This is a genomic window from Novosphingobium sp., from assembly GCF_041905565.1.
GTDB lineage: Bacteria > Pseudomonadota > Alphaproteobacteria > Sphingomonadales > Sphingomonadaceae > Novosphingobium.
On the sequence record NZ_JAYRKX010000004.1, the window covers coordinates 39,905 to 64,047 of the forward strand.

The following is a 24,143-nucleotide window of genomic DNA, read 5'->3' on the forward strand; positions in this document are numbered from 1 at the left end:
CATGGATTTCCAGTACAGCGCCAAGGTTCAGGACCTGCGCGAACGCGTCGACGGCTTCATGAAGGAATACGTCTTCCCGATCGAGGAAGAGCGTGACCATTTCCTGCACGATCCCGCCACCCTGTGGCAGCCCTGGCCGGGCACCGAGAAGCTCAAGGAAAAGGCCCGCGAACTGGGCCTGTGGAACCTGTTCCTGCCGCACGAATACGGCGAATGGTCGCCGGGGCTGACCAACCTTGAATATGCCCCGCTGGCCGAACTGATGGGCCGGGTGCTGGGCGCGTCCGAATACTTCAACTGCGCCGCGCCGGACACCGGCAACATGGAAATCCTGGCCAAGTACGGTACGCCCGACCAGCAGGAAAAGTGGCTGAAGCCGCTGCTCAATGGCGAGATCCGTTCGGCCTACGTGATGACCGAACCCGGTGTCGCTTCGTCGGACGCGACCAATATCGAAACCTCGATCGTGGCGGATGGCGACGACTATGTCATCAACGGGCGCAAGTGGTGGATTTCGAGCGCGATGGATCCGCGCTGCAAGGTCTACATCCTGCTGGGCCGTACCCCCAATCCGGACAAGCCGAAGCACCAGCAGCACAGCCAGGTGATCATTCCCGCGAACACGCCGGGGATCGAGATCATCCGTCCGCTGCACGTGCTGGAAGCGCTGCATTCGCCGGGCGGCCACTGCGAAATCCAGTTCACCAATGTCCGCGTGCCCAAGGAAAACCTGCTGCTGGGCGAAGGCCGCGGGTTCGAGATTGCGCAGGGCCGCCTCGGGCCGGGCCGCATCCACCACTGCATGCGCATTGTCGGCATGGCGCAGCGCGCGCTCGACCTGATGTGCAAGCGCGCCGATCACCGCGTTGCCTTTGGCCGCAAGCTGTTCGATCATGGCAGCGTGCGCCAGGACATCGCCAAGAGCTTCTGCGAGATCGAGCAGGCCCGCCTGCTCACGCTCAAGGCCGCCGACGCGATGGACCGCTATGGCAACAAGGTGGCCAAGGACCTGATCGCCGCGATCAAGATCGTTGCCCCGCAGATGGCCCAGACCGTCGCCGACCGCGCCATGCAGGTCCACGGCGCGATCGGCTTCAGCCGCGACTTCCCGCTCGCCACGATCTTCGGCACCGCGCGCTACCTGCGCATGGCCGACGGCCCGGATGAAGTGCACATGAGCCAGCTGGCCAAGCTGGTTTCGGCCGCCCGCATCCCGGAGGCGATCTGATGAGCCAGACGCTGCTTTCAGTTCCGGCTGACAAGCGTGACAGCCTGGCGCTGGCGGACGAGCGGATCGAGCTGAGCTGGAATCAGCTCGATCCGGTGCTCAACCGTGCCGCCAATGCCCTTGGCGCGGCGGTTGACGGCGTCCGCCGCGCCGCCGTCTTCGCGCCCAATGCCGCCGAAACGGTGATCGCCTATCTGGCGGGGCTGGAAGCCGGCGTTTCGACCGTGCCGGTCAGCTATCACCTGACGGCGGGCGAACTGGTCTACATCCTTCAGGATTCGGGCGCTTCGGTGCTGTTCGTCGGGCCGGAAACGCTCGCCGCCGGGCTGGAAGCCGCGCGCGAAGTGGGCGTGAAGACCGTGGTCGGCTGGCGCTGCCCGCAGACCGAGGGCGTCACCGCGTGGGACGACTGGCTGGCTGCCGCTTCGGATGCCGAGCCGGACGCCAATGTGAAGCCGCTGCCGCACCTGCACTACACCTCGGGCACCACCGGCAAGCCCAAGGCGACCGAGACCCCGCCGCAATACTTCCCCGAAGCCGCGACGGTCCGTGAATTCGCGGACATCGTCCGCCCCAAGGCGACCCCCTCGCCGGGGTTGGCGGTCGGCCCGCTCTACCACACCGGCCCGCTGGGCATGGCGCGCAACGTGTTTGCCGGCACCGCGCTGGTCGTGATGGGCCATTTCGATCCCGAAGCCGCGCTCGCGGCGATCGAGAAGTACCAGGTCAAGGGATCGGTCATGGTCCCGACCCACTTCCAGCGCTTCCTGTCGCTGCCGGACGAGGTCCGGGCCAAGTACGACGTGTCCTCGATGCAGCGGCTTGCCCACACCGGCGCGGCCTGCCCGCGCGAAGTGAAGAAGGCGATGATCGAATGGTTCGGTCCGGTGCTGGTCGAAGCCTATGGCGGGACCGAGGCGGGATCGGCCACCTTCATCACTTCGCCCGAATGGCTTGAACGGCCCGGTTCGGTCGGCAGGGCGCTGCCGCCCTTTACCACCGTGATCATCGGCCCCGATGGCGAGGAGCTTGGCCCCAACCAGGAAGGCCAGGTCTATTTCCGCGACAGCACCGGGCGCGGGATCATCTATGCCGGCGACCCGGAAAAGACCGCCGCCGCGCACATCGCGCCGGGCGTGTTCACCCTGGGCGAGGTCGGCTATGTCGATGAAGCCGGCTACCTGTTCATCACCGACCGCGTGTCCGACATGATCGTTTCGGGCGGGGTGAACATCTACCCGGCCGAAAGCGAGCAGGTGCTGCTGCGCCATCCCGGCGTTGCCGACGTGGCCGTGCTGGCCGCGCCGAATGCCGAAATGGGCGAAGAAGTGAAAGCGCTGGTCATTCCGCGCGATCCGGCCAACCCGCCGAGCGCCGAGGAGCTGAACGCGTTCTGCCGCGCCAGCCTGGCCGGGTTCAAGTGCCCGCGCAGCTACGATTTCGTCGACGACATCGGCCGCAATCCGATGGGCAAGATCAACAAGAAGTCCCTGCGCGCGCGCTATTGGCCAAGCGACCGCACGATCGGGGGGTAAGGCGCACAGCGCCGGGGAGAGCACATCGATGACTGGAATGCTGCGGAATTTCGCGATCGGTGCCCTGGCGCTGGCCCTGGCCGCCTGCGGGCAGGGCGGGGCGCAGGGTGATGACTGGCCCGACTATGACGGCCCGGACACCACCCACTTCAGCCCGCTGGCCGAAATCAACACCGGCAACGCGGGCCAGCTTGGCCTGGCCTGGCACCACGACATCGACGTTGGCGGACAAAGCCTGACCGCGCCGGTCGCGGTGGACGGGGTGCTCTACTACGCAGCCGGGGACAGCCATGTCTTCGCGCTCGATGCTGCCACCGGCAAGCAGCTGTGGGACTATGACAGCCAGACCCGCGAACGCGCCGGGGTAACGCTGCGCGGTGCCTGGGGCAGCCGCGGCATCGCCTATTCGAACGGCAAGGTGTTCACCGGCACGCTCGACGGGCGGCTGATCGCGATCGACGCGAAAAGCGGCAAGGAAGTCTGGTCGGCGCAGACCACCACGGCGGGCGACCAACGCTATATCACCGGCGCGCCGTGGGTTTACGGCGACAAGGTGGTGATCGGCCACGGCGGGGCGGACTATGCCCCGGTGCGCGGCTATGTCACCGCTTATGACCAGGCCAGCGGCAAGCAGGCCTGGCGGTTCTACACCACGCCCGGCGATCCGGCGAAGGGGTTCGAGGACGAGGCCATGAAGATGGCCGCCAAGACCTGGACCGGCGAATGGTGGAAATTCGGCGGCGGGGCCACGGTTTGGAACGCCATGGCCTATGACCCGAAATACAACCGCCTGTATATCGGCACTGGCAACGGCAGTCCGTGGAACCACAAGATCCGCTCGCCCGGCGGGGGCGACAACCTGTTCGTCTGCTCGATCGTCGCGCTGGATGCCGATACCGGCAAATACCTGTGGCACTACCAGGTCAACCCCGGCGAAAGCTGGGACTTCAATGCCAACATGGACATCGAGTTGGTCGATGGCTTCGAGGTGAACGGGCAGAAGCACGACGTGCTGATGAACGCGCCGAAGAACGGCTTCTTCTATGTAATCGACCGCAAGGACGGCAAGCTGCTGTCGGCCAAGCCGTTCGTGCCGACCACCTGGGCCAGCTCGATCGACCTCAAGACCGGCCGCCCGGTCGAAAACCCCGAGGCGCGCTATCCCGGCGGCAAGGCGGCGATTGTCTATCCCTCGCCGTTCGGGGCGCACAACATCGAGGCGATGAGCTACAACCCGGCCTCGGGCCTGGTCTACATCCCGGCGATGGACCAGGGCCGGGTCTATGTCGATCCGCCCGGCAAGCTGGCGGATTGGCAGTTCAAGGACGGCCAGCGGATCTCGAACGGGCAGGGCACGCCTCCGCCCGATCTGAAGCCGCGCGCGCCCACTTCGTTCCTGCTGGCCTGGAACCCGAAGACCCAAAGCGAGGCCTGGCGCATCCCGATGATCGGCCCGCGCGGCGGCGGCGGCACGGCCACGACCGGCGGCGGCCTGCTGCTGCAAGGGCGGGGTTCGGGCGAGTTCACCGTGCTCGACGCGAACAGCGGCAAGCTGCTGTGGCAGTTCGATGCGCAGACCGCGGTCATGGCCCAGCCGATCACCTACCGCGCCGGGGGCAAGCAATATATCGCGGTGGTGGCTGGATCGCGCTTTCCCACCGCGCAGGGCTTCCCGCGCGGGGAATGGAGCTATCGCACCCAGCAGTGGCGGGTGCTGGCCTTTGCCTTGGGCGGGACCGACAAGCTGCCCGCGCCGGTCAAGCCTGACCTGACCATTCCCGACGATCCGAAGTTCCGGGTCGATCCGGCGCTGGTCAAGCTCGGGGCCGAAGCCTACGCCGATCGCTGCGCCGCCTGCCACGGGGCCGGTGCCGCATCGGGCGGCAGCGCGCCGGACCTGCTGCGTTCGCCCGTGCCGCTGGATGTCGCCACGTTTACCCAGTTGCTCAAGGAAGGGCCGCTGGTCAGCCGGGGGATGCCGGCCTTTGCCGAAGTGGATGATCGCACGCTGGCGGGAATCGCGCACTACCTGCGCAGCCGCGCGCGCGAAGTGGCCGCCGCGGCCAAGCCCGTGGTGCCAGTGGACGACAAGGGGCAATAGCCCTTGTCGTCCAGCGCGCCCTTGGCTGACTTCAGCCTATTTGCCGGCCTCGAACCGGGCCAGCATGGTGTAGTAGGCATCGTCCTTGCTGCGCTCGGCGTGGCTGCCCGGGGGAAGCGCGGAATAGGGCGCTTCGGCTGGGGTGACCGGCGAATTGAAATCGCTGGTGCCGCGCCGGGAGATGATCTTCCAGGTGCCGCCGCGCCGCTCCCACAGGTCGATGTAGCGACCTTCGAACCACTGGTCTTCCTCGCCCGTGCCGGCCTTGTCGGGGCGGCGGTGGTGGGCGTTGTAATAGCATTCGCTGAAGGCGCGGTCGCCGCTGATGCGGATCGACACGTTGCTGATGTGGTGCTTGCTGTACTTCAGCGTGTTGCCGACCTTCATCGCGAAGCCGACGAAATCGCTCGACGAGCCTTCGAAGCGGCCATGCTTGTGCTGGGATTCGGGCCAGAAGCAGTCGCGGATCATCGCGTCGTCGCCATGATCGTTGCCGCGGGCATAGGCGTACAGCACTTCTTCGATCTCGGCGCGCGAGACCAGCATGTCGATCTGCTGCGCGGCGGTGGGCTTGCGCGCTTTCGGCGCGGCGGCGGCAGGCGCGGCGGCCAGGGCCAGCCCGCCCGTCAGCGCGGCGACGGTCAGGGCGTCGCGGCGGTTCACTCCAGTCATGGCAATCCTTTCCGAGTGGCCCTTTCGGGTCCTTGTGCGAGGCTTACGGACATAGCACCGGGCTTCGTTGACTTCACGCGAAAACTGCAACAAAGTGCAACTATCAGGCGTCGGAGCGAATCCGCCGCCCAACCATTGGGAACAGGCTGAATGGGCAAGAATCGGAAAGTGGCGGCGCTGGCCGCAGGCATTGTCGCGCTGGCGCTGGGTTCGGCGCAGCCGGGTATCGGCGCGCCGGGCGCGGGCGTGGTCGAAGGACGCGACTGGTACAGCTTCGGTGGCTCCGACAACGGCGGCCACTACAGCGGGCTGGCACAGATCAACGATTCCAACGTCAGCCAGCTCGGTCTGGCCTGGGCCTATGACATCGATACCTTCGATGCCTACACCGCCCCGCTGGCGGTCAACGGGGTGATCTATTTCGCGGTCGGCCATTCGGTGATCCACGCTCTCGACGCGCGCACCGGCAAGCTCTTGTGGCAATACGATCCCAAGGTCGCCGAGGCGCCCGAGGCCGGCTGGCGGATGCGCGCCGGCTGGGGCATTCGCGGCATCGCCTACCGCGATGGCATGGTGTTCACCGCCACGCGCGAAGGCCGCCTGATCGCGGTTGACGCCAAGACCGGCAAGCTGCGCTGGAGCGTCAAGACGCTCGACGAGCCCGGCTCGCACGGCGCCTATATCACCGGCCCGCCGTTCGTGGCCGGGGACAAGGTGGTGATCGGCTTCGGCGGCGCGGACTATTCCAAGGTGCGCGGCTACGTCTCGGCCTATGACCTCAAGACCGGCAAGCGCGCCTGGCGCTGGTATGTGGTCCCGGGCAATCCGGCGGTCGACAAGGATGAAACCACGCTGCAGGCGGCCAAGACCTGGACCGGCGAATGGTGGAAGTTCGGCGGCGGCGGGGCGGTCTACCAGGCCATGACCTATGACGCGAAGTATGACCGGATCTACCTGGGCACCGGCAACGGCTTTCCCTGGAACCAGAAGATCCGTTCGCCCGGCGGCGGCGACAACCTCTACCTGTCGTCGGTCGTCGCGCTTGACGTGAAGACCGGCAAGTACGTCTGGCATTACCAGACGGACCCGGAAAACACGTGGGACTTCAACAATGCGATGGATATCGAGCTGACACAGCTGCCCATCGACGGCCAGAAGCGGGACGTGCTGCTGCATGCGCCGAAGAACGGCTTCTACTATGTGATCGACCGCGAAACCGGAAAGCTGATCTCGGCCGACAAGTTCGGCAAGGTCAACTGGGCCGACCGGATCGACATGAAGACCGGGCGTCCGGTGGTGAACCCGGAATCCCGGTTCCCCGATGGCAAGCCGTTCGTGCTCTATCCGTTCCCGAACGGGGCGCACGGCATTCAGGCCATGGCGCACAGCGAACAGACCGGCCTGACCTATATCCCGGTGATGGAAGGCGGACGTGTCCACATCGATCCGGCCGGCATGGCCGACTGGAAGGTCCGCGACGGGATGTTCATCAACAGCGGGCTGGGCGTGCCGCCTGCGGGGATCTCCGTGCCGCCCTCCAAGAGCACGCTGCTGGCCTATGATCCGCGCACCCAGAAGAAGGTCTGGGAAATCCCGCAGCCCGGTACGTTCAACGGCGGGGTGCTGGCAACCGGCGGCAACCTGCTGTTCCAGGGCGTGAACACCGGCGATTTCGCGGCCTACAACGCCAAGGACGGGACCAAGCTGTGGAGCTTTGACGCGCAGAACGGGATCCTTTCCGCGCCGATCAGCTACACCGTGAACGGCAAGCAGTACGTCACCGTGATCGCCAGCTTCCGGGCCAGCTTCGCCAACCAGCCCAACTGGGACTACCGCCAGCAGAAGCGCCGCGTGCTGACCTTCGTGCTGGGCGGCAAGGCCCGCCTGCCCAAGTTCACCCGCGTGGACGAGCCGGTGCTGGACGATCCGGCCTTTGCGGTTGATCCGCAGAAGGTCGCGCTGGGTGCGGGCATCTATGGCACCACCTGCGTGGTCTGCCACGGCGGCGGCGTGATGGCCGGCGGCGCGGCGCCGGACCTGCGCAAGTCGCAGATCCCGCTGGATGCCGATGCGTTCAACGCGGTGGTCCGCGGCGGCGCGCTGATGGAGCGCGGCATGGGCAAGTTCGACAACCTGTCCGATGCCGAAATGGATGGCCTGCGCCACTACATCCGCCAGCGTGCGCGCGAAACCATGCCGAAGAAGTAGGGCATGAGCGGGGAAAGCACGGCAGATCTGCTGGTTGAGCGGCTGGACGGCGATATTGTCGTCGTCACGCTCAACCGCCCGCAGGCGAAGAACACGGTGTCCTTCGGGATGTGGGAAGCCTTTGCCCAGCTGCTGACCGAGGTCGAGGCGGGCACCCCGCCGCGTGCCCTGGTGATCCGGGGGGCGGGTGGCTACTTCTCCAGCGGGGGGGACGTGAAGAACCCGCCCGCGCGCGGGGAAGGGGCGCTCAACCTGGCTGCCCGGCTGGAACTGGGCCAGCGCTGCATCCGCCGCCTGGCCGCCCTGCCGGTGCCGACCATCGCTGCCGTTGAAGGCGGCGCCTGGGGCGTCTCGTGGGGGCTGGCGCTGGCCTGCGACGTGTTGATCGCGGGCGAGGGCGCCAGCTTTGGCGCGCCGTTCCTGAAATTCGGGCTGGCCCCGGACGGCGGGGTTGCCTGGTTCCTGACCCGCCAGATCGGCCGCCGCCGCGCTGCCGAGATCGTCTATTCCGGCCGCACGGTGACGGCGGCCGAAGCGCTGGACCTGGGCCTGGCGAGCAGGCTGGTGCCCGATGCGCAAGTGATCGACGCCGCGCTCGACTTTGCCCGCGGCATCGGCGGCGGCAACCGCCACGCCAGCGAATTGACCAAGCGGCTGATCCACGCCAGCGACGAAGGCAGCCTGGAAACCGCGCTTGGCCTCGAACTGGCCTACTGCCACCAGCTGCAATCGGGCGACGAAGCGCGCCGCGCGCGCGAAGGGTTCATCGCCCGCTCTGCCGCCAAGAAGGACCAGGCCTGATGCAATTCGACATGCGCGCGCTCCCGCTCGGGGCGCGCTACAAGCTGCTCAATTCCACGGTCACCCCGCGGCCGATCGCCTGGGTAACCACGGTGAACGGGGCCGGGCTGGTCAATGCCGCGCCCTACAGCTTCTTCAACGTCTGCGGGATCGAGCCGCCGCTGGTGGTGCTGGGCCTGCTCAAGGACTTCCGCACCCGCGCGCTCAAGGATACGGCGCGCAACATCATCGAAACCGGCGAATTCGTGGTCAACCTGGTCAGCGAGGCCGACGCCCCGGCGATGAACCTGTCGAGCGTCGATGCCCCGGCCGAGGTCAGCGAAGTCGACTATGCCGGGATCCAGACCACGCCCAGCAGCGAAGTGCGCCCGCCGCGCATCGCCACGGCCCCGGTCAGCTTCGAATGCCGCAAGGTGACTGCGCTGGACATCGGCACGCACCAGACCGTGCTGATCGGCGAAGTGCTGGTCACCCACATCCAGGACCAGTTCGTCAGCGATCCGGACAAGTTCTATCTCGATACCCCGGCGATGGGGCTGGTCGGGCGCACGCACGGTGCCGGCTGGTATGCGCGCGGGACTGACCAGTTCGCGCTGGAACGCCCGAAATTCGATCCCGAACGCGCAGAGGCGACCCGCAAATGACCCAACCGACGGACCACGCCTATCCCCGCCCGCTGGTCGCCTGGCTGACCGTGGCGATCCTGTTCCTGCTGTACATCCGCAGCCTCGCGGACCGCTATCTGGTTGCCCTGATGGTCGAACCGATCAAGCGCGACCTGGGGCTGAGCGATTTCCAGATGAGCCTGCTGCAAGGGCTGGCTTTTGCCGTGCTCTATTCGATCTGCGCGATCCCGGTCGGGCTGGCGCTCGATCGCAAGAGCCGCCGCTGGGTGCTGTTCCTGTGCGTCGTGGTGTGGAGCCTGGGCGCGGCGGGCTGCGGCCTGGCCGGCACCTTCGGGGCGCTGATTGTCGCCCGCGCGCTGGTTGGCGCCGGGGAATCCGGTTACACCACCGGGGCCTATTCGATCATTGGCGACAGCTTCCCGCCGAACAAGTTGTCGTTCGCCATGTCGATCTTCGTCATGGGCGGGGTGATGGGGGCGGGGATCACCTTCCTGCTGGGCGGACCGCTGGTCGGTGCGGTGCTCGATGGGGCGATCTCGCACTGGCCGGGCATGTCGGGCTTCAAGCCGTGGCAGCAGGCCTTCCTGATCACCGGGATTCCGGGTGTGCTGACCGCTTTCCTGGTATTCCTGTTTCCCGAACCCAAGCGCCACCGCGCGCCCGCACCGACCCAGGACGGGGGCGGTTACGGCGAGGCGCTGCGTTTTATCCTGGCGCACCCGCGTGCCTTTAGCGCGATCATCCTGGGGATCGGGCTGGTCTATACGGTGACCATCGGCCTCCAGCTGTGGACTCCGGCCTACCTGACCCGCATCCACGGCTGGACTCCGGCGCAGATCGGCCTGGCGATGGGCGTGGCGCAGATGGTGCCCGCGCTCAGCCTGCCGATCCACGGCAAGATGGTGGACCGCATGTTCAGCAACGGGCGCAAGGACGCGCACCTGCTGTGGTGCCTGGTCACCGTGGTGCTGGCCGCGCCCTTCGCGATTGCCGCCTACCTGGTGTCCAGCCCCTGGCTGACCGTGGTGCTGTTCGGCTGCTACATGCTGCTGGTCATGTCGGCCGCGTCGATGGGCCCGGCCGCATCGCAAGTCGTTACCCCGCCCGCACTGCGCGGCCGCGTCTCGGCGATCTTCGTGCTGGTGACCGGGCTGATCGGCATGGTGCTGGGCAATTCGATGGTCGGTTTCGTGACCGACAAGGTGCTGGGCGATCCGATGCAGCTGGGCACCTCGCTCATCGTGCTGGTCGCCAGCGTGATTACCATTGCCGCCATCCTGATGGCGCTGGGCCGGGCCGACATGCGCCGCCTGGTCGATAAACCGGAGAACTGAAGCCATGAACGCCCCCGCCACCAACCTTGTCCCCGCCGTGCTGCCCGCGCAGTATCGCCAGCGCAATGTGCACTTCATCAATGGCCAGGCGGCCGAGCCGGCCTCGGGCGAATGGTTCGATGCGATCAACCCGTCGACCGGGCAGGCCTTTGCCCAGATCGCGGAAGGCAGTGCCGCCGACGTGGACCGCGCCGTGGCTGCGGCCCGCGCTGCCTTCGAAGGTCCGTGGAGCAAGTTCACCCCGGCCCAGCGCCAGCGCGTGCTGCTCAAGCTGGCGGACCTGCTCGAAGCCGAATTCGCCGATATCGCGCTGGTCGACACCATGGAAATGGGCCGCCCGATCACCCCGTCGCGGATGGTGGGCGATATCATCGTGCGCGCGCTGCGCCATCACGCGGGCCTGGCGACCACGATCCACGGCTATACCCCGGGCAACAGCGCCCCGGTTGACCTGACCGCGCTGGTCATGCGCGAGCCGGTGGGCGTGGTCGGCGTGATCATGCCGTGGAATGGCCCGATCTTCTGCGCCGCGTGGAAATGCGGCCCGGCGCTGGCCGCCGGCTGCACCGTGGTGATCAAGCCCAGCGAACACGGCTCGCTGACCCCGCTGCGCTTTGCCGAACTGTGCATGGAAGCCGGCTTCCCCGCCGGGGTGGTCAACGTGGTGACCGGCCACGGCGAGGTTGGCGCCGCGATTTCGGCCCACCCGGATATCGACAAGATCACTTTCACCGGATCGTCCGCGACGGGTCAGAAGATCATCGCCGCCGCCGCGCCGACGGTGAAGAAGGTGACGATGGAGCTGGGCGGCAAGTCGCCCAACATCATCTTTGCCGATGCCAACCTTGACGTCGCGGTGCCGATGGCGGCTTCGGCGATCTTCAACAATTCGGGCCAGGTCTGCTCGGCCGGTTCGCGCATCTATGTTGAACGTTCGATCCACGATGAATTCATCGCCCGGATGCGCGAATTCGCGCAAGGCATGGTGGTTGGCCACTCGCTTGATCCGGCCACCCAGATCGGCCCGATCGTCTCGGCACGCCAGTTCGAACGGGTCTGCTCCTACCTTGACCTCGGCCCGCAGGAAGGGGCCAGTGTCCACCTTGGCGGTGCCCCGCTGACCGAAGGCTACATGGCCGATGGCTACTACGTTGCGCCGACGATCTTCGGGCAGGTCCAGGACGCCATGCGGATCGCGAAAGAGGAAATCTTCGGACCCGTCGCCTGCGTGATGCCGTTCGACAGCTTTGACGAAGTGATCGCCCGTGCCAACGCCACCCGCTTTGGCCTGGCCGGCGCGGTCTGGACCCGCGACATCGGCAAGGCGATGCGCGCGGTCAAGGCGATCAAGGCCGGGACGGTCTGGGTCAACCATTACCACACCATGGACCCGGCCGTGCCGTTCGGCGGCTACAAGCTGAGCGGCGTCGGGCGCGAGGGCGGTTTCGAGCACATCGAAAGCTATCTCCAGACCAAGAGCGTCTGGATCCGCAACGACATCTGACGAAAGCTATTCAGCCGCGAGGGTCGCCTGCTGGATCAGCGGGTGATCCTCGAGGTTGTCGAGCAGGTCGAGGATTTCCTTGCGCGCGCGGCCCCGCGTGGCCCCGGCCATGAAGGTGAAGAACCCGCGCAGCACTTCCAGCACCAGGTCTTCCTCGGCGATTTCGCCTTCGGTCCAGGCCTGGGCGAGGGCATAGCGGTAGCGCACCAGCAGCGAGATCAGCAAATCCGGGTTGATCCAGGGCTGCAACTGGCGGCTGGAGGCCAGCTTGCGGATCCACGGCGCGTGGCTGCGCGCGGCGATGTCGTGGATCGCCTGGCGGATCTGCGGATCGACATCGGACGAATGGTAGATGTCCATCAGCGCGCGGGTGTAGTTGCGGATCGCCAGGTTCCGCCGCGCAACGATGATCAGGCGTTCGACCATCCAGTCGAGCGTGGTCGCATCGTCATTGGTATAGTGGATCTTGCGTTCGTAGGCTTCGAAGTACTTGCTGATCGCCGTGGCGACCAGGTGCTCCTTGCTCTGGAACGCGTTGTACAGCGTGCGTTTGGCCACGTTGGCACGGCGGGCCACATCGTCCATCGCCAGCCGGGCTAGCCCGACTTCGGCAATCATCTTGCGGGTTTCGGTCAGGATGCGGTTGCGCCGGGCCAGGATCGATGGGCTGGCATAGCCCGACGAACGCCCCCTTGCCCCCGCAGGGGCGGGGGCGCTCCCGCTGATTTCATCGCTTTCGAGCACCGGTTGGCTGGCCATCGAGCTTAACTGACACGCGAAAGCCCGCGCGCCAATCAAAAACTGCAACCGGTTGCGCTATTGGCGCTTGCGGTTAGAGGCCCGACAAGCGCGCATAGCGCTGACGGTGGAACGCTTCGTTGCCCCAGGTCATGTCCGCCACCTGGGCGCGCTTGAGGTACAGCCCGGCGTCGTGCTCGTCGGTCATGCCGATCCCGCCGTGCAATTGCACCGTCTCCTGAGCCACCTTGCGCAGGGTCTTGCCGGCCATCGCCTTGGCCAGCGAAACCAGCTGCGCGCGGTTCGCAGCGCCCTCGTCCATCGCCCGCAGCGCCCCGATCACGGCCGAGCGGGTCAGCTCGAGCTGGCCGATCAGGTACGCGGCGCGGTGCTGCAGCGCCTGGAACGAGCCGATCGGCTGGTCGAACTGGATGCGGGTTCTGAGATATTCGAGCGTGGTCTCGAAAGCCTGCTGCGCGCTGCCCAGCATTTCGGCTGACAGCACCGCCCGGCCGCGGTCCAGCACTTCGGCCAGCACCGGCCAGGCATTGCCGGCCTCGCCCAGCAGGGCATCGCCGGGCAGGCGCACTTCGGCCAGGTCAAGCCGGGCGCAGCCGCGCGAATCGATCTGTTCCATCGCCGTGACCGTCAGGCCGGCGGTATCCGCCGGGCACAGGAACAGGGCCAGGCCCGTTTCATCGCCAGCCTGTCCGGCAACGCGCGCTACGATCACGAACAGATCGGCGGCGGGGCCTTCGAATACGGCTTGCTTGCTGCCGGTCAGGACCCAGGCGCCGTCCTGCGCGGCGGCGGGCAGGGCAATCGCGGCGGGATCGTGGCGGTGGCCTTCATCGATGGCCAGCGCGGCGCGCACTTCACCGGCGACGATAGCTGGCAGCCACTGCTGCTTCTGTTCGGCATTGCCGGCCAGTTCGATCGCACCCGCAGCTACCACGCTGGTGGTCAGCAGCGGCGATCCAACAAGGTTGCGGCCCAGTTGCTCGGCCACCACGCCGGCCCCGGCCAGGCCGAAGCCGAACCCGCCATCGGCTTCGGGGACGGCAATCCCGGTCCAGCCCATTTCGGCCATTTCGCGGTACAGCGCCGGATCGTGGCCCAATGCGGCGTGTTCGCGGCGCAGGCTGCGCAATGCGGCGATGGGGGCGCGTTCGCTGACCCAGCCTTGTGCTGCATCGCGCAGCATCTGTTGTTCGTCGGTCAGGATCATGCCGGCAGCCCCAGTTCACGCCTTGCGGTAATGTTGTTCTGCACTTCGTAGCTGCCGCCGTAGATCGAATAGCACTTCGAATAGAGCCACTGGCTGGTCAGCTCGAGTTCCAGCGGCGAATAGGGCTCGCCCGCCCAGCCCAGGCTGTTCAGCCCGGCCAGTTCCACCGCCAGTTCGGCGCGCGCCTGGGCCACGTCCGAACCGATGTTCTTGAGCACCGACAGCGGGGTGGAGGGGGCCATGCCCGCTTCGGCTTCGGCTGCGCGGCGTTCGAGCGTCAGGCGATAGGCATGGTCCTGCAGCAGGTGATCGGCCAGCCGGCCGCGCAGGTCGGTTTCGTCGGCAGGCAGGAAACGCCCGGCCAGCTCGGCCAGATCCTGCGTCTTGGCCTTGGCCCCGCGCTGCGCCGACAGGCCCGAGCGTTCGTGCTGGAGCAGGCGCTTGGCAATGGTCCAGCCGTGGTTCACTTCGCCGACCAGCCCGTCCTTGGGCACGCGCACGTCGTTGAAGAAGGTTTCGCAGAAGTGCGAAACGCCGTTGATCAGCTTGATCGGGCGCGCCTCGATCCCCGGGGTGCGCATGTCGATCAGCAGGAAGCTGATGCCCAGGTGCTTCACGCTGGTATCGGTGCGGACCAGGCAGAAGCACCAGTCGGCCAGGTGCGCGTAAGAGGTCCAGATCTTCTGGCCGTTGAGCAGCCAGTGATCGCCAGCATCATCGCAGCGCAGCCGCAGCGAAGCCAGGTCGCTGCCCGCGCCGGGTTCGGAGAAGCCCTGGCACCAGCTGAGCTCGCCCCGCGCGATCGGCGGCAGATGGCGGAGCTTCTGTTCTTCCGTGCCGTATTCCAGCAGGGTCGGGCCAAGCATCATCAGCCCCAGTCCGGCAATCGGACTGAACGCGCCGATGTGCTCCAGTTCCTCGGCCAGGATATCGGCCTGCTGGCTGTTCAGGCCGGCGCCGCCATAGGCCACCGGCCAGCGCGGCGCGCCATAGCCGGCATCGGCCATCGCCGCCTTCCAGCGGGCGTGGTCCTCGGCCGGGCCGTGCAATGTGTCGTGCCCGCCAAGCAGGCGCGGATGGCCGCGCAGGCTGGCCGGGAAATGCTCCTCAAGCCATGCGCGCAGGCTGGCGCGGAAGGCATCCGGGGTTTCTAGATTGGCAGCGGGCGCGTTCACGGCATCTCCGGTGGCGGGTCTGGTTGTCGCAAGGGAACCCCGGCCAAGCGGCAGGATGCCCCATCCTGAATGGCGCCGTTCTAGATCGCAGCGGGGTCGAGTCAACCTCAATTCTGCACTAGCGGATAATTTTGGCTTACGCGGGCCGTTGTCTAATTCTGCAACCAGGTGTAAGGAAGACTCGCAAACAAGGCGCCGCCTGCGAGAGGCGGCCAAGGTGGAGAGCTCATTCATGTCGACTGCCCCGGATGCCGCGGCCGATCAGGCCAAGCAGTTCATCAGCTATGAAGTACGCGATGCCGTCGCCTGGGTGATGCTGGACCGTGCCGAATATGCCAACACGCAGAACTACCGCCTGCTCAACCAGTTGGACGACGCGTTCAAGCGTGCGGTCGACGATCCGGCGGTCAGCGTCATCGTGCTGGGCGGCAAGGGCAAGCACTTCTCCGCGGGCCATGACCTTGGCACGCCGGAGAAGGACCGCCACCTCGAGCGCGAGCGCAAGCTGCTGTGGTACGATCACCGCGACCTGCCGGGCGCCGAATCGCAGTACGTGCTGGAACAGGACGTTTACCTGGGCTTCTGCCGCCGCTGGCAGGAACTGCCCAAGCCGATGATCGCGATGGTCCAGGGCGCCTGCGTCGCGGGCGGGCTGATGCTGGCCTGGGTGTGCGACATGATCGTCGCTTCGGAAGACGCGTTCTTCCAGGATCCGGTGGTCCGCATGGGCGTGCCGGGCGTCGAATACTTTGCCCACGCGTTCGAATTGCCGCCGCGCATTGCCCGCGAATTCCTGCTGCTGGGTGAGCGGATGCCGGCGGCGCGCGCGCATCACTTCGGCATGGTCAACCGCCTGGTCGCGCGCGACCAGCTGGAAGCGGAAGTCGAGAAGATCGCGGTCGAAATGGCACAGCGCCCCCGCTTTGGCGTGGCGCTGACCAAGCAGTCGATCAACTTCGTCGAGGATCTGCGCGGCAAGCGCCAGGCGATGGACGGGGTGTTCCACATGCACCACCTCGCCCATGCCCATAACCAGCTGACCACCGGCAGCCTTGCCGCCGGAATGGGCGCCAAGGAAATGGCCAGCGCGAACAAGGCCCAGGCCGGAGAAGGCTGAACACGGCTACCGAAGCTGGCGCAGGCCCCGGGGGTCTGCGCTAGTCTTCGTCCGGCGGGGCCATGATCAGCGCGGCCGCAGTCACGGCAAGATGGCGCAGGGTCCGTTCGGCCGACCAGGTGGCGTGGCTGCGGCTGGTATCGGCCAAGGTCGCCTGCCGCAGCGCCAGCACCTGCGCCACATAGGTGCCGGCAAACCCCAGCCGCTGGTTGGTCATGGCCGGCGCCATTTCCGGCATCAGCCGCCGCAGGTGCGCCAGACAGCGCTGGTAACCCCGGTTCCAGCGATCGCCCACCGCATCCAGGAACAACTCGCGGTGCGTCATGTTCAGGATATGGGTGAAGCGCAGGTAGCAATCGTCGTGCCCGGCGCCGTCCAGATCGAGCGCGGGAAAGATGATCACATCCACCACTTCGCGCACGCTGGCCGGACCGCCGGCCGATTCCAGCCGGTCAATCAGGGCATTGCGGCGCTCGTCGATGATCTGCGCCCCGTCCGCGACCAGTTCGCGCACCAGGGCTTCCTTGGTTCCGAAATGATAGCCGACCGCACCGTGGTTGCGTTGGCCGGCGGCCTGGCAAATCTGCCGCACGGTTACCCCGTCGATGCCGCGTTCGGCGAACAGGCGAATCGCGGCGCGTTTCAGCGCCTCGGCGCCATCGCCGCCTGCTTGATCGCCACTTTCGCTGGAATGCAGTCTTGCCATCGGGCTCCCGCTCGGTATGTGTCGGCCAAGAGCATTATCCAATTGATTTAGAGAAGTCACGCAGTGAGAGGAGCGATAATGGATCAGCAGGCTGAACGCGCACCGGTGCCGCTGGCTCGGGCGTGGTGGATGGTCGCCGCGCTGTTCATGCTCTATGTCCTGGCCTGGCTCGACCGGCTGACGATCTCGATGCTGGTTGCGCCGATCAAGGCTCAGCTGGCGCTGACCGACTTCCAGATGAGCCTGGTGCTCGGCCCCAGCTTTGCGCTGGCCTATGCGGTGTTCGGTGTGCCGCTGGGCTGGGCGGCGGACCGTTTTTCGCGGCGCTGGGTGATCTTTGGCGGGGTGCTGGTCTGGGCGCTGGCGACTTTCGCTTGCGGTTTTGCCACCACATTCGAAGGGTTGATCCTGGCCCGCGTGTTCGTCGGCATTGGCGAGGCGGCGCTGCTGCCGTCGGCCTATTCGCTGATCGGCGATGCTTTTCCCCCCGGCAAGGTGACCGTGGCGACCAGCGTGTTCCAGTCCGCCGGCAAGACCGGTTCGGCGGTCTCGTTCGGGCTGGGCGGCTTTGCCATCGCCTTTGCCAAGTCGCTGGAATGGATCGACTGGCCGGTGCACGGCCCGGCCTCCTACTGGCAGATCACGTTCGCGCTGATCGCGCTGCCGGGCTTCGTGCTGATGTTCCTGGCGCTGAGCTTTCCCGATCCGGGGCGGCGCGGGCAGGGCGCGGCGCGGCCAGGGCGGGCGGAGCTGTGGGGCTTCGTGCGCCAGCATGGCGCCCTGCTGGGGCTGATGACCTTCGCCTTTTCATGCATGGCGCTGGTCGGCTATTCGCTGACCAGCTGGGTGCCAACCTACATGGAGCGCCATTTCGGCTGGCAGCCGGCGCGCTACGGCGTGGCGCTGTCGGCAATGAACATTTTCGGCGCGCTGGCGCTGATCGCCTGCGGGCGGATCGTTGACCGGCTCTACACCCGGGGGATGCGCGATGCGCACCTGCGGTTCTACAGCTGGACCATTCTGGCGCTGTCGCCGGTGATCGTGGCCGCGTTCTTCGTGCCCAATCCTTACGTGTTCCTGGCCTGCTATGCGCTGATCCAGCTGATCACGGTGCCGTTCATCGTCTATGGCTCGGCGATCTTCGCCCTGCTCGCGCCCAGCACTATGCGCGGACAGTTGCTCGGGATGATGATGTTCGTGTTCAATGTGCTGGGGTTCGGTGCAGGGCCGGCGATCGTCGGCGCGCTGACCGATTTCGTGTTCCAGGACCAGGCCAAGATCGGCATGTCGCTGGCGGTGGTGGTGATCGGCGGCGCGGCCATGGGGCTGGCGGCGATGCGGCTGGCGCTGCCGCGGCTGAATGCCGCCGTAGCCGCCCGTCAGAGCGAGGCGAGGTAGGCCTTCGCGCCGCTTTCTCGCACGGCGGCGGCGATCCGTTCCACCTCGCCGCGCACTGGTTCGCGCGTAACGCCAGCCAGCAGTTGCATCAGGGCCAAGACCTGCCGGTCGATCAGGTCTTCGTCGGCAATGCGGCCTTGCAGCCAGGCATTGGTGGTCAGGATCGTCTGCCCGACCATGTTCTCGATCAACTCGTCGGGCTGGACCCAGGGTTGCAGCGCTTCTTGTTCGACCAGGGCGGCAATGACATTGCGGTGGCTGGTTGACGCGGTGTCGAACAAGGCATTCCACAGGACCGGCGACCGACCGTACCAGATTGCGATGAGCGCCGCGATATAGTTGCGGATACCCAGGTTGCGGGTCACGATGGCGACCATTCGTTCGATCAGGCGCGCCAATGTTCCGGGCGCGGCGCGATAATCGATCTTGCCCTCGGACGTCTCGAAATAGTCGAGGATCGCCGCTGCAACGATCTCGTCCTTGCTGCCAAAGGCATAATACAGCGTCTGCTTCGCCACCCCGGCGCGCTTGCCCAGCGCGGCCACGGTCAGGCCATCAACCCCGTGTTCGGCGATCAGCGCGCGGGCCTCGTCAAGAATCCGGCGTCGGCGCTCTTTCATGGCCTCGCTGTCATAAGCCTCGCCGTCCTGTCCTCGCGCCATTCCATTCTCCCCATCCCCGGCCAGACTGCCGCACAAACCACGGTTCCGCAACAAATTTGGAACACGGTCTGAAATTGGTTGCACAACCTTTCACTATCGTGCAGTTTTCATTCTAGCGACTGGAGTCGCTTCGATAAAGGAGAGGAATGATGGCCGGACCGCTTGCCCATTTGCGCGTAATCGAAGCTGCCACCGTCATGCCCGGCGCGATCGCCGGCATGCTGCTGGCGGATCATGGCGCCGAAGTGATCAAGGTCGAGCCGGTCGGCGGCACCTGGTTTGCCCATGACCTGACCCGCAAGGGCTGGGATCGGGGCAAGCGCAGCGTCGAGCTCGATATCGCCACCCAGGCTGACGAAGTGAAGCGCCTGCTGGCCGGTGCCGACATCTTCATTCACTCGCTTGACGATGCCGAAGCCGCTCGCCTCGGGCTGGACGCGGCGACGCTGGATGCCGAGTTCCCGGCGCTCGTCGTTTGCACGCTCAATGCCTATGGCCGCGACACGCCCTATTCGGGCCGCCCCTATGGCGAATCACTGGCCGCGGCGAAGCTGGGCACGATGGTTGACAAGGGCAGCTCGCACCGTGCGGGGCCGATGTATCTGGGCCATCCGGCGCTGCATTACGGCCAGGCTTTCCTCGCGGTGATCTCCTCGCTGGCGGCGGTGCGCGCGCGGCGGATGATCGGCACCGGCCAGGAAGTCGAAGCCAGCCTGCTCGATGCGTTCCTGGCGCAGAGCCCGATGAACCACTGGTGGCAGGAAGAAGGCATCTCCTACATCAAGAAGGGCGATTCCGGCGCGGTTGACCGCTTCGGCAACGTCCGCCTGGTGACCGGCATGTTCGAGTGCGGCGATGGCAAGTTCCTGCAGTTCCACACCGGGTCGGGCGGGTTCAAGCCGGCGTTCGACATCCTTGGCTTCGGTGACCGGATCCAGGCCGTCGAAGGGCCGGAAATGGCCTTCCCGCTGACCGAGGACGAATACCAGGTCGCCCGCGTCGAAGTGTTCGAAGCGTTCAAGGCCCGCCCGCGCGATGAATGGATCGAGCTGTTCCAGGCGGCTGACGTCGCTGCCCTGCCAGTGCTTGAGCCGGGCGAGATCCTGCTTGATCCGCAGGTTGAATTCGTCGGCATGCGCGTCGCCATCCCCGATCCCGATTTCGGCACGATCTACCAGGCGGCCCCGGCCGCGCGCATGGCCGATACGCCGTGCTCCACGCCCGCGCCGGCCCCGGCGGTGGGCGCGGACAACGCCCTCCTGGCCGAATTCCAGGCCGCCCCGGCGCGCGTTCCCGCCGCCCCGGTCAAGCCGATCAAGCGCCCGCTTGAAGGGATCAAGATCGTCGACTTCTCCTCGTTCTTCGCGGTCGGCTTCGGCGGGCGCCTGCTGAACGACCTGGGCGCCGACGTGATCAAGCTGGAAACCCCGGGCGGGGACCAGATGCGCCCGCTGCCCGACTGCTTCGACGCAGCCGCGCGCGGCAAGCGCGACATCGTGCTCAACCTCAAGCACCCGGATGCGCTGGCCGCCGCGCTGCGGCTGGTCAAGGACGCCGACGTGATCACGCACAACCTGCGCCCCGGCAAGGCCGACAAGCTGGGCATCGGGTTCGAAGCGCTCAAGGCGATCAACCCGAACCTGCTGTATGTCTATCTGCCCGGCTATGGTTCGCAGGGGCCGAAGAGCCTGCTCAAGAGCTTCGCTCCGCTGGTCAGCGGCTGGACCGGGCTGCTCTATGAAGGCGGCGGCGAGGGCAACACGCCCAATCGCTCGGTGTTCGGCAACGAGGACTACAACAACGGCTTCCTCGGCGCGTCGACCATCCTGATGGCGCTGGAAAACCGTGCGCAGCGCGGCGGCGGGGCGGAATACATCGAATGCCCGCAGCTGCATTCCAGCCTGTGGACCACGTCGGAACACTTCCTCGATGCCGACAAGAAGCCGGTCTACGGCCTGCGCCTCGACAAGGAGCAGCAGGGCTTCGACGCGCTCGACCGGATCTATCGCTGCACCGATGGCTGGGTCTGCATCTCGTGCCGTTCGGACGAGCGCTTTGCCGCGCTGGCCCGTGCGATCGGCCAGCCGGATCTGCCCGCCGACACCCGCTTTGCCACGCCGTGCGACCGCAGCGCCAACGATGCCGATCTCAAGGCGATGCTGGATGCCTGGTTTGCCCCGCAGACCAAGGACCAGGCCTTCGCCGCGCTCGACGCGGCCGGGGCCCCGGCCGAAGTGGTCTGCGAATCGATGTGGGTCGACGATGCGCTGCTGTTCGACTGGATGGAACAGACCGGCCGCGTGATCGAGGACAAGCAGTCGATGTATGGCCACGTCCGCATGCTCGGCCTGTTCAACCGGCTGTCCAAGACCCCGGGCCAGGCCAGCGGCTCGGCGCCGCGCCTGGGCCATCATACCGTCGAGATCCTGACCGAAGCCGGCTTCTCGGCCGAGGAGATCGCATCGCTGCTCGAGCGCAAGGTGGCCTACCAGGCCGCTGACGTGACCGGCCGGATCGCATCGAAGGTCAACGCCTGAACCATCGGGCCTGAAACAGGACGAATACCATGCAGCTCAACCTGCGTTACGACATGAACAGCCCCAGCTTCGGGGCCCCGCATCCCGAGCTGTATCGCACCGCGATCGAACAGGCCGCCTGGGCCGACAAGCTGGGCTTCACCCAGGTGTTCCTGGCCGAACACCACGGGGCGGAAGATGGCTATTGCCCCAGCTCGATGGTCCAGGCGGCGTCGATCTTCGCGGTGACGCAGAAGATCTACGTCCACCTTTCGGCGCTGGTCGTGACGATGCACGATCCGCTGCGCCTGGCTGAAGACCTGGCCGTGCTCGACAACATCTCGAACGGGCGGATCTGGCTGACCGCCGGGATGGGCTATCGCCCGCACGAATTCGAAATGTTCGGCAAGGACATCACCAAGCGCCTCGGGCTGATGAACAAGGCGCTCGATACCCTGAAGCAGGCGTGGAGCGGCCAGCCGTTCGAATACGACGGCCGGACCGTGCGGGTCACTCCGCCGGGCGTCCAGCCGGGCGGGCCGAAGATCTACATGGGCGGTTCGACCGACAAGTCGGCGATCCGCGCGGCCAAGGGCGGCTACCAGTATTTCCCGGGCCATCCCGCACTCTGGGACCTCTATGCCGAGGAACGCGCCAAGCTGGGCTTCCCCCCGCCGGAACCGCAGGTCAAGTCGATCGCCAGCTTCCTCTACATCACCGACGATCCCGAGCGCGACTGGCCGCGGGTTGCCCCGCATGTCGCCTATGCCACCAACACCTATGCCGAATGGGCCAAGGAACGCGGCGGCGGGGACACGCTCTACAAGGCGGCGGAAACGGTCGAGGCGCTGAAGGCCATGCCCAACATCAAGGTGCTGACGCCCGATCAGTGCTTCGAATGGCTCAAGACGCAGCCCGCCAATGCGGGGATCAATTTCCACGCGCTGCTCGGTGGGCTCGATCCCGAGCTGTCGTGGGCCAGCCTGCTGCGCTTCGAGAACGAAGTGCTGCCGCGCCTGATCGATGCGAAGATGGTGGACCTCAACCTGTGATCGGCCAGCGCCGCCTTGCCCTGCTTGTGGCCGGGGCGGCGCTGCTGGCCGCCAATCGCCCGCCGGTGGTGCAAACCGATGCCGGCGCGGTGCGCGGCGAGGCGGTGGAAGCGGGCGCGGCCTTTCGCGGCATTCCCTTTGCCGCGCCGCCCGTCGGTCCCATGCGCTGGCGCGAGGCGCAGCGCGTGCGTCCGTGGCAGGGCACGCGCGATGCCACCCGCTTTGGCCGGGATTGCCCGCAGTTGCCCCGCGAAGGGGGCAAGGCCCACCCCCAGGGCGAGGACTGCCTGACGCTCAACGTGATCACCCCGAACCGCGCGGCCAAGGGGCTGCCGGTGCTGGTCTCGATCCACGGCGGGGCCTATGCCTTCGGCTCGGGCCGCTATATCGCCGAAGCCGGGCTTTCGCCGCTGGTGCGCGCGGGTGTGATCCTGGTTTCGCCCAATTACCGGGTCGGCCGGTTCGGCTTTCTGGCTCATCCCGCGCTGACCGCCGAGGCCGGGCGCGGCACGGGCAATTTCTGGCTCAGCGACCAGCTGCTCGCGCTCGACTGGGTCAAGCGCAATATCGCCCGGTTCGGCGGCGATCCCGCCAATGTCACCATCCTGGGCTGTTCGGCCGGCGGGTCGAGCGTTAATTCGCTGATGGTCGCTCCGGCGGCGCGCGGCCTGTTCGCGCGGGCCAGCGTGCATTCCGGCGGCGGCTTCTTCAATGCCACCCGCCCCCTGGCCCAGGCCGAGCGCGAAGGCGCGGAATTTGCCGCGCGCGCCGGCGTGGCGCAGCCCGGCGCGGCCGGGCTGGCGGCGCTGCGCCGCCTGCCGGTCGGCGCGGTGCTGGCGGCCGATCCGGGGGCGCCCAACTTTGGCGCGATCGTCGATGGCGCGCTGCTGCCCGAACCCGTCTCGCAAGGCTTTGCCGCCGGGCGGCAGGCCCATGTGCCGCTGATCGCGGGATCGACCAGCGACGAAGCCAGCGTGTTCGGACTGATGGGGTTCGATGCCGCCGTGCTGAAGCAGCGCTTCGGGATCGACCTGGCGGAGCTGCGCAAGGTTTACGGCGCGGATGGCGGGACCAGCGATGCGCAGCTGCTGCGCAAGGTCCAGACCGACTTCATCTTCACTTCGGCGGCGCTGGGCATGTCGGCGCTGGCAGCGCGCAGCACCCCGGCTTGGACCTATCATTTCGACTATGTCCCGCCGGCGCAGCGCTCCGGCAGCGCCGGGGCGCCGCACTGTGCGGACATGCCCTACCTGTTCGGCCTGGACTCGGCGGCGGAGGCCTGGCCGGGCCCGCTGCTGCGCAATTACTGGCTGAATTTCATGCGCTTTGGCGATCCGAACGGGCAGGGGCTGCCGCGCTGGGAGCAGGCGATTCCCGGCGGGCAGCGCGTACTGCTGATCGATGACGTGGCCGCTACGGCAAGCACGTTCCGGCCCGCGGCTGTGTCCTTCTGGCATCACCGCTGGGCACAAGCGAACGGCACGTCGATCCTGCCCTAAATTTGCATTGACTGGCAAAATTGGAACAGATACCAATATTGCA

At 66.7% G+C, this 24,143-nt stretch carries 19 protein-coding genes; 13 read left to right on the top strand and 6 right to left on the bottom strand.

The features are described from left to right. The first annotated feature begins 1 nt into the window (after position 1). From ACE3N9_RS04660 to ACE3N9_RS04670, 3 genes are read left to right on the top strand one after another with little or no spacing between them, the layout of a single operon-like run. Entirely contained in the window at positions 2 to 1,228 is a 1,227-nt protein-coding gene (locus tag ACE3N9_RS04660; protein ID WP_374281336.1) for an acyl-CoA dehydrogenase family protein, read from the top strand. Next, complete coding sequence (locus tag ACE3N9_RS04665) at positions 1,228 to 2,763, top strand: AMP-binding protein (RefSeq protein WP_374281338.1); 1,536 nt, start codon at positions 1,228 to 1,230, stop codon at positions 2,761 to 2,763. Before ACE3N9_RS04660 ends, ACE3N9_RS04665 begins: the two co-directional genes overlap by 1 nt. Before the next feature lie 28 nt (positions 2,764 to 2,791). After that, positions 2,792 to 4,864 carry a PQQ-dependent dehydrogenase, methanol/ethanol family gene (locus ACE3N9_RS04670; protein ID WP_374281340.1) on the top strand — a complete coding sequence of 691 codons (2,073 nt, stop codon included), beginning with the start codon at positions 2,792 to 2,794 and terminating at the stop codon, positions 4,862 to 4,864. A gap of 36 nt (positions 4,865 to 4,900) precedes the next feature. Here the strand turns inward: ACE3N9_RS04670 and ACE3N9_RS04675 are convergent, their stop codons facing one another. Further along, complete coding sequence (locus ACE3N9_RS04675) at positions 4,901 to 5,536, bottom strand: nuclear transport factor 2 family protein (protein ID WP_374281342.1); 636 nt, start codon at positions 5,534 to 5,536, stop codon at positions 4,901 to 4,903. A gap of 150 nt (positions 5,537 to 5,686) precedes the next feature. On the opposite strand from ACE3N9_RS04675, the gene ACE3N9_RS04680 reads away from it, so the two are divergent. The 5 genes from ACE3N9_RS04680 to ACE3N9_RS04700 are packed head-to-tail and all read left to right on the top strand — an operon-like array spanning position 5,687 to position 12,009. Beyond that, on the top strand, positions 5,687 to 7,744 hold the full coding sequence (locus ACE3N9_RS04680; protein WP_374281344.1) for a PQQ-dependent dehydrogenase, methanol/ethanol family: 2,058 nt from the start codon (positions 5,687 to 5,689) through the stop codon (positions 7,742 to 7,744). A 3-nt stretch (positions 7,745 to 7,747) separates the two neighbouring features. Continuing rightward, on the top strand, positions 7,748 to 8,545 hold the full coding sequence (locus tag ACE3N9_RS04685) for an enoyl-CoA hydratase/isomerase family protein (RefSeq protein WP_374281346.1): 798 nt from the start codon (positions 7,748 to 7,750) through the stop codon (positions 8,543 to 8,545). Then, entirely contained in the window at positions 8,545 to 9,189 is a 645-nt protein-coding gene (locus ACE3N9_RS04690; RefSeq protein WP_374281348.1) for a flavin reductase family protein, read from the top strand. The genes ACE3N9_RS04685 and ACE3N9_RS04690 overlap by 1 nt, the downstream gene beginning before the upstream one ends. Next, positions 9,186 to 10,505, top strand: a complete 1,320-nt coding sequence (locus tag ACE3N9_RS04695; RefSeq protein WP_374281350.1) for a spinster family MFS transporter — start codon at positions 9,186 to 9,188, stop codon at positions 10,503 to 10,505. The genes ACE3N9_RS04690 and ACE3N9_RS04695 overlap by 4 nt, the downstream gene beginning before the upstream one ends. 4 nt (positions 10,506 to 10,509) lie before the next feature. Further along, positions 10,510 to 12,009, top strand: a complete 1,500-nt coding sequence (locus ACE3N9_RS04700) for an aldehyde dehydrogenase (RefSeq protein WP_374281352.1) — start codon at positions 10,510 to 10,512, stop codon at positions 12,007 to 12,009. Between the two features lie 6 nt (positions 12,010 to 12,015). On the opposite strand, the gene ACE3N9_RS04705 is transcribed toward ACE3N9_RS04700, so the two are convergent. The 3 genes from ACE3N9_RS04705 to ACE3N9_RS04715 form a co-directional block, all read right to left on the bottom strand. Further along, positions 12,016 to 12,768: a TetR/AcrR family transcriptional regulator gene (locus ACE3N9_RS04705; protein WP_374281354.1), complete on the bottom strand. Its 753-nt coding sequence runs from the start codon at positions 12,766 to 12,768 to the stop codon at positions 12,016 to 12,018. A 73-nt stretch (positions 12,769 to 12,841) separates the two neighbouring features. Next, on the bottom strand, positions 12,842 to 13,975 hold the full coding sequence (locus ACE3N9_RS04710; protein WP_374281356.1) for an acyl-CoA dehydrogenase family protein: 1,134 nt from the start codon (positions 13,973 to 13,975) through the stop codon (positions 12,842 to 12,844). Then, complete coding sequence (locus tag ACE3N9_RS04715) at positions 13,972 to 15,150, bottom strand: acyl-CoA dehydrogenase family protein (protein WP_374281358.1); 1,179 nt, start codon at positions 15,148 to 15,150, stop codon at positions 13,972 to 13,974. Before ACE3N9_RS04715 ends, ACE3N9_RS04710 begins: the two co-directional genes overlap by 4 nt. 232 nt (positions 15,151 to 15,382) lie before the next feature. Between ACE3N9_RS04715 and ACE3N9_RS04720 the strand changes: the two genes are divergently transcribed. Further along, entirely contained in the window at positions 15,383 to 16,267 is an 885-nt protein-coding gene (locus ACE3N9_RS04720) for an enoyl-CoA hydratase (RefSeq protein ID WP_374281360.1), read from the top strand. A gap of 40 nt (positions 16,268 to 16,307) precedes the next feature. Here the strand turns inward: ACE3N9_RS04720 and ACE3N9_RS04725 are convergent, their stop codons facing one another. Next, entirely contained in the window at positions 16,308 to 16,973 is a 666-nt protein-coding gene (locus tag ACE3N9_RS04725; protein WP_374281362.1) for a TetR/AcrR family transcriptional regulator, read from the bottom strand. Positions 16,974 to 17,051: 78 nt separating this feature from the next. Here ACE3N9_RS04725 and ACE3N9_RS04730 point away from each other — a divergent pair, with 78 nt between their 5' ends. After that, positions 17,052 to 18,371 carry an MFS transporter gene (locus ACE3N9_RS04730; RefSeq protein ID WP_374281364.1) on the top strand — a complete coding sequence of 440 codons (1,320 nt, stop codon included), beginning with the start codon at positions 17,052 to 17,054 and terminating at the stop codon, positions 18,369 to 18,371. Here the strand turns inward: ACE3N9_RS04730 and ACE3N9_RS04735 are convergent. Further along, positions 18,353 to 19,033: a TetR/AcrR family transcriptional regulator gene (locus ACE3N9_RS04735; protein ID WP_374281366.1), complete on the bottom strand. Its 681-nt coding sequence runs from the start codon at positions 19,031 to 19,033 to the stop codon at positions 18,353 to 18,355. The two genes, ACE3N9_RS04730 and ACE3N9_RS04735, sit on opposite strands and share 19 nt — an antisense overlap. A 149-nt stretch (positions 19,034 to 19,182) precedes the next feature. Here ACE3N9_RS04735 and ACE3N9_RS04740 point away from each other — a divergent pair, with 149 nt between their 5' ends. Genes ACE3N9_RS04740 through ACE3N9_RS04750 form a run of 3 tightly spaced genes read left to right on the top strand, consistent with a single transcriptional unit; the run spans position 19,183 to position 24,100 of the window. Beyond that, a complete protein-coding gene (locus ACE3N9_RS04740; protein WP_374281368.1) occupies positions 19,183 to 21,570 on the top strand; it encodes a CaiB/BaiF CoA transferase family protein in 2,388 nt (795 codons plus the stop codon). A 29-nt stretch (positions 21,571 to 21,599) separates the two neighbouring features. Then, the gene (locus tag ACE3N9_RS04745) at positions 21,600 to 22,601 is read left to right on the top strand and encodes an LLM class flavin-dependent oxidoreductase (protein WP_374281370.1); all 1,002 of its coding nucleotides are present in this window, start codon (positions 21,600 to 21,602) and stop codon (positions 22,599 to 22,601) included. Next, a complete protein-coding gene (locus ACE3N9_RS04750) occupies positions 22,598 to 24,100 on the top strand; it encodes a carboxylesterase/lipase family protein (RefSeq protein ID WP_374281372.1) in 1,503 nt (500 codons plus the stop codon). The genes ACE3N9_RS04745 and ACE3N9_RS04750 overlap by 4 nt, the downstream gene beginning before the upstream one ends. Positions 24,101 to 24,143: the final 43 nt, after the last annotated feature.

Bases quoted from the DNA above. Each gene is read 5' to 3' on its own strand.
- ACE3N9_RS04730 (WP_374281364.1), top strand. From the start codon at position 17,052: ATGGATCAGCAGGCTGAACGCGCACCGGTGCCGCTGGCTCGGGCGTGG.
- ACE3N9_RS04720 (WP_374281360.1), top strand. From the start codon at position 15,383: ATGTCGACTGCCCCGGATGCCGCGGCCGATCAGGCCAAGCAGTTCATC.
- ACE3N9_RS04705 (WP_374281354.1), bottom strand. From the start codon at position 12,768: ATGGCCAGCCAACCGGTGCTCGAAAGCGATGAAATCAGCGGGAGCGCC.
- ACE3N9_RS04665 (WP_374281338.1), top strand. From the start codon at position 1,228: ATGAGCCAGACGCTGCTTTCAGTTCCGGCTGACAAGCGTGACAGCCTG.
- ACE3N9_RS04725 (WP_374281362.1), bottom strand. From the start codon at position 16,973: ATGGCAAGACTGCATTCCAGCGAAAGTGGCGATCAAGCAGGCGGCGAT.
- ACE3N9_RS04680 (WP_374281344.1), top strand. From the start codon at position 5,687: ATGGGCAAGAATCGGAAAGTGGCGGCGCTGGCCGCAGGCATTGTCGCG.
- ACE3N9_RS04675 (WP_374281342.1), bottom strand. From the start codon at position 5,536: ATGACTGGAGTGAACCGCCGCGACGCCCTGACCGTCGCCGCGCTGACG.
- ACE3N9_RS04690 (WP_374281348.1), top strand. From the start codon at position 8,545: ATGCAATTCGACATGCGCGCGCTCCCGCTCGGGGCGCGCTACAAGCTG.
- ACE3N9_RS04670 (WP_374281340.1), top strand. From the start codon at position 2,792: ATGACTGGAATGCTGCGGAATTTCGCGATCGGTGCCCTGGCGCTGGCC.
- ACE3N9_RS04740 (WP_374281368.1), top strand. From the start codon at position 19,183: ATGGCCGGACCGCTTGCCCATTTGCGCGTAATCGAAGCTGCCACCGTC.
- ACE3N9_RS04660 (WP_374281336.1), top strand. From the start codon at position 2: ATGGATTTCCAGTACAGCGCCAAGGTTCAGGACCTGCGCGAACGCGTC.
- ACE3N9_RS04735 (WP_374281366.1), bottom strand. From the start codon at position 19,033: ATGGCGCGAGGACAGGACGGCGAGGCTTATGACAGCGAGGCCATGAAA.
- ACE3N9_RS04710 (WP_374281356.1), bottom strand. From the start codon at position 13,975: ATGATCCTGACCGACGAACAACAGATGCTGCGCGATGCAGCACAAGGC.
- ACE3N9_RS04695 (WP_374281350.1), top strand. From the start codon at position 9,186: ATGACCCAACCGACGGACCACGCCTATCCCCGCCCGCTGGTCGCCTGG.
- ACE3N9_RS04745 (WP_374281370.1), top strand. From the start codon at position 21,600: ATGCAGCTCAACCTGCGTTACGACATGAACAGCCCCAGCTTCGGGGCC.
- ACE3N9_RS04700 (WP_374281352.1), top strand. From the start codon at position 10,510: ATGAACGCCCCCGCCACCAACCTTGTCCCCGCCGTGCTGCCCGCGCAG.
- ACE3N9_RS04685 (WP_374281346.1), top strand. From the start codon at position 7,748: ATGAGCGGGGAAAGCACGGCAGATCTGCTGGTTGAGCGGCTGGACGGC.